Source organism: Psychrobacter sp., assembly GCF_035469765.1.
Lineage (GTDB): Bacteria > Pseudomonadota > Gammaproteobacteria > Pseudomonadales > Moraxellaceae > Psychrobacter.
Genome location: NZ_DATIRM010000074.1, coordinates 1 through 3,358, shown reverse-complemented (window position 1 = coordinate 3,358; position 3,358 = coordinate 1). Strand labels below are relative to the sequence as shown.

3 protein-coding genes are annotated in these 3,358 nt (G+C 41.2%); all 3 read right to left on the bottom strand.

What is annotated here, in order from left to right:
* A partial coding sequence (locus VLN09_RS02100; protein WP_325243566.1) for a transporter substrate-binding domain-containing protein occupies positions 1-753 on the bottom strand: 753 nt, incomplete at its 3' end.
* A gap of 347 nt (positions 754-1,100) precedes the next feature.
* A complete protein-coding gene (locus tag VLN09_RS02095; RefSeq protein WP_325243565.1) occupies positions 1,101-2,360 on the bottom strand; it encodes a multidrug effflux MFS transporter in 1,260 nt (419 codons plus the stop codon).
* Between the two features lie 192 nt (positions 2,361-2,552).
* Entirely contained in the window at positions 2,553-3,356 is an 804-nt protein-coding gene (locus VLN09_RS02090; protein ID WP_325243564.1) for a crotonase/enoyl-CoA hydratase family protein, read from the bottom strand.
* Positions 3,357-3,358 lie beyond the last annotated feature (2 nt).

The window sequence follows — 3,358 nt, the reverse complement described above, 5'->3', positions numbered from 1 at the left end:
GGTATCGATCAACTTAGTGTTCTCTTTTGCCATTAATACCACTTGCTGCGCTGAGGGCGCATCTGCCGCTTCATAAGGTACAATCTTAACTTTATGTTCTGGATAACCTTTTATAATATATTGCAGAACTGGCATATCATATAAGAACACATCAGTCTTACCTTGCACTAAGTCCTGATAAGCCAAAAATACAGTAGATCTTGAAATCAATTCAACCGAGCTACCCATCTCTTTTAGAGTATCCTCTTCTTTAGAACCCTCTAAAGTACCTGTTTTTAGACCTTTGATATCGTTTAAATTTTCTATATCAAACTTTCCTTCCAAGTACATGATGGTAGCTGGATTAAAAAAGTAAGGTGTTGATAGACCATATCTTACCGCTCGATCATCTGTATAAGAAATACCAGAAATGGCTAAATCACGTTTTCCTGATTCCACGCTATCGAATAGGTCCTGCCACGTTTCTTTATAAAACTCGACTTTAAAGCCTTGCTCTTCTCCGATAGCTCTAATCGAATCAACATCAGTGCCTTGCATGTTGCCATAATCATCTTGAAATGAGAAAGGCGGTAAATCACCAGTCATCGCCACCTTTAATATAGGCGCTGAATCAGGTAGCTTACTTACAAAACTGTCTTTATTTTCCGTTACAGTTGTACCAGTTGCCTTAGTGTTGTCTTGAGTAGCAGAGTTACTACACCCAAATAATCCCACACTTAATATAATCGGTAATACTCGATATAATTGCTTCATCTCTTATCCTTAAGCCTAGATTTAATTCTAAAAAATCACTGATAAAAACAACTCTGTAAGTTTTAGCAAGTTGCAAAAACATTTAATTACAGAAAATTACCTGAGATAGTAATTGAGCAACTCTGCCATTGCAATCACTTTGTTTTGCTATACCATACAATTGTTTATAGATAGCCATAACTACCTATACAATCTAAAACTGACGTTAGATTAATTGTTGATAAGCTATCTGCTAAAAATAGCTATAATTTATAATAAAAAGTCAGACATAAAAAAAGCACTCAGACGCTTAATACGTACTGAATGCTTTCTATGATAGATATCAAATTTTAGAATTTAGTGGTCAATTACTCTACATTATCAAGGTTCAAATTACGATCTATCTGCCAAATCAAATAGCAACCAAGGCTCATCAACGCAAACATTGCAATACCAATCTTAAGTACTGGATTGACAGGGAATAAGTTTAAGAGCAAACCACCAAAAATACCTACTGAGAACATAAGCGAACCTTGTAAGGCACTTGCCATACCAGCACGGCGCTTTTGAAAAGCTAAGGCAATCGCCGATGCGTTTGGCTGCGTCAAACCTAGACCAGCAATACAAAAGAAAATACAGGCTAATACCAGTGGCAACCAAGCATCGGTGCCAAACACTACCCCAAGGGTAAATAGCGCTCCTGCTGAAATGACTTGCATCATCGCACCAAAACGCAAAATGCTCAAAATACGGAAACGATTGGTCAGCCATTGGTTCAGCTGAGTCAATGCCACAAAGCCTGCGGCATTCATACCAAAAAGCCAGCCAAAATGTGTGGCTGACATACCATAAGTATCCATAATGAGTTCAGACGCTGAGCTGATATAGACGAACATCGCGCCCATCAATAACCCGCCACCAATCGCTGGATAGTTAAAGGTAGGGTCTTTGAGCAACTCCCAATATTGACTGAGTATTTCTTTGGCAGGACGTACATTGCGGTTTTCTTCGCTAAGCGTTTCAAAGAAGAAAAATTTAGTGAGTAATAAATTAAGCGTACCAAAAGCTGCTAAAAACCAAAAAATAGAGTGCCAGCTAAAGAACTGCAAAAACACTGCGCCAAGTGATGGCGCTAGTATCGGTGCCAAACCCATCACCAGTATCATGATAGAAAACGCTTTGGCAGTTTGCTTGGCTGTTAGCCGATCACGAATCGCAGCGCGGGTAACAACTGCCCCCACACAGGCGCCGAGCGCTTGCAACGTACGACCGATAAACAACACATATTCATTGTTGGTGGTTGCACAAATAATAGAAGCAATCACATATAAGACCATACCTATATATAAAGGTTTGACGCGACCAACGCGGTCACTAAAAGGTCCATAAAATAACTGCCCAAATACCAACCCGATAAAATAAGCAGGTACGGAGTTTGCCATAAAGGCAGTCGAGACGCCAAAGTCATCCGCCATCGATGGTAATGCCGGCAGATACATATCAATAGATAAAGGTCCTACCGCAACGATAAGACCAAGCATCATAATCCATGCGACAGGTAAATCGGCAGAGCGCACGCGGTCAGCAGCAACCGGCTTATTAGGAAGGGAGAATTTTGGAGCAGACATAGTTAAGCCATTTGTTCTAGTGATTATTATTTTATTGTTATCGATAAACCGCTACGCAAGCAGACAGTCTTATATCGTACTGTCTGCCCAGATTTCAATAGAGGTATTACCTTAATAAAACAAACTTTCACAACAAATACAATGGCTCAACATAGCGCTGAGCGATTTGAGCGATAAAACCACTCAACCATCCTAACGAACCTGACGCTTGCCAAATTCGGTACTAGTTTGCTTGGCTTTTCTAAGTGCCAGTTTACGATTGCGCCCAAACATCATCTTTAATTGCCAGACCTTTTCTATATATAAAGTAACCGCTGATTGCTCAAACATGGCATTGATAACACGTTTGCTTGCCAGCACGGCATCTGGTGAACGTTCAGCAAATTCAGCGGCAAGTTGCTGCGCTTGCTCAAGTGGCGTCTCACTACAATGGCTGACCAATCCTAGCTCTTTACCTTGCTCGGCATTAATAATTCGCGCCGTCATGGCAAGCTCTTTTAGAATATCAGCTCGTACCACACCAAAGCCAGATTGGGTCAAGCCCATATCTGGTACTAAGCCCCATTTGGCTTCCATAATAGCCAATTTACAATCAGGATGACTAATACGAATATCACATGCCAGCGCCAGCTGTAAGCCTGCGCCAATACAATAGCCTTCAAGTACGGCAATGACAGGTACAGGAACATCGCGCCATATCAAGCAAACACGCTGAAACGAGCTCTGCCACGGTTTGATAAGCTCCCATAGTGCAAAGGCTTGGTTTTTTGGGTGATTTAAATCGCCCAAATCAATCCCAGCACAAAAGGTTCCTTCAGCACCATTTAAAATCACCGCACGTATGGTTTTGTCTTTACTGATACGAGCCGCCACTGCTATCAACTCTTCGACCACCTTAAAACTCATGGCGTTTTTTTTCTCTGGTCGATTGATAGTTACGGTTAAGATATCGTTGGTCGTGCTAACTTGCAGTGTTTCATATTGGTAGGTGGCGATAG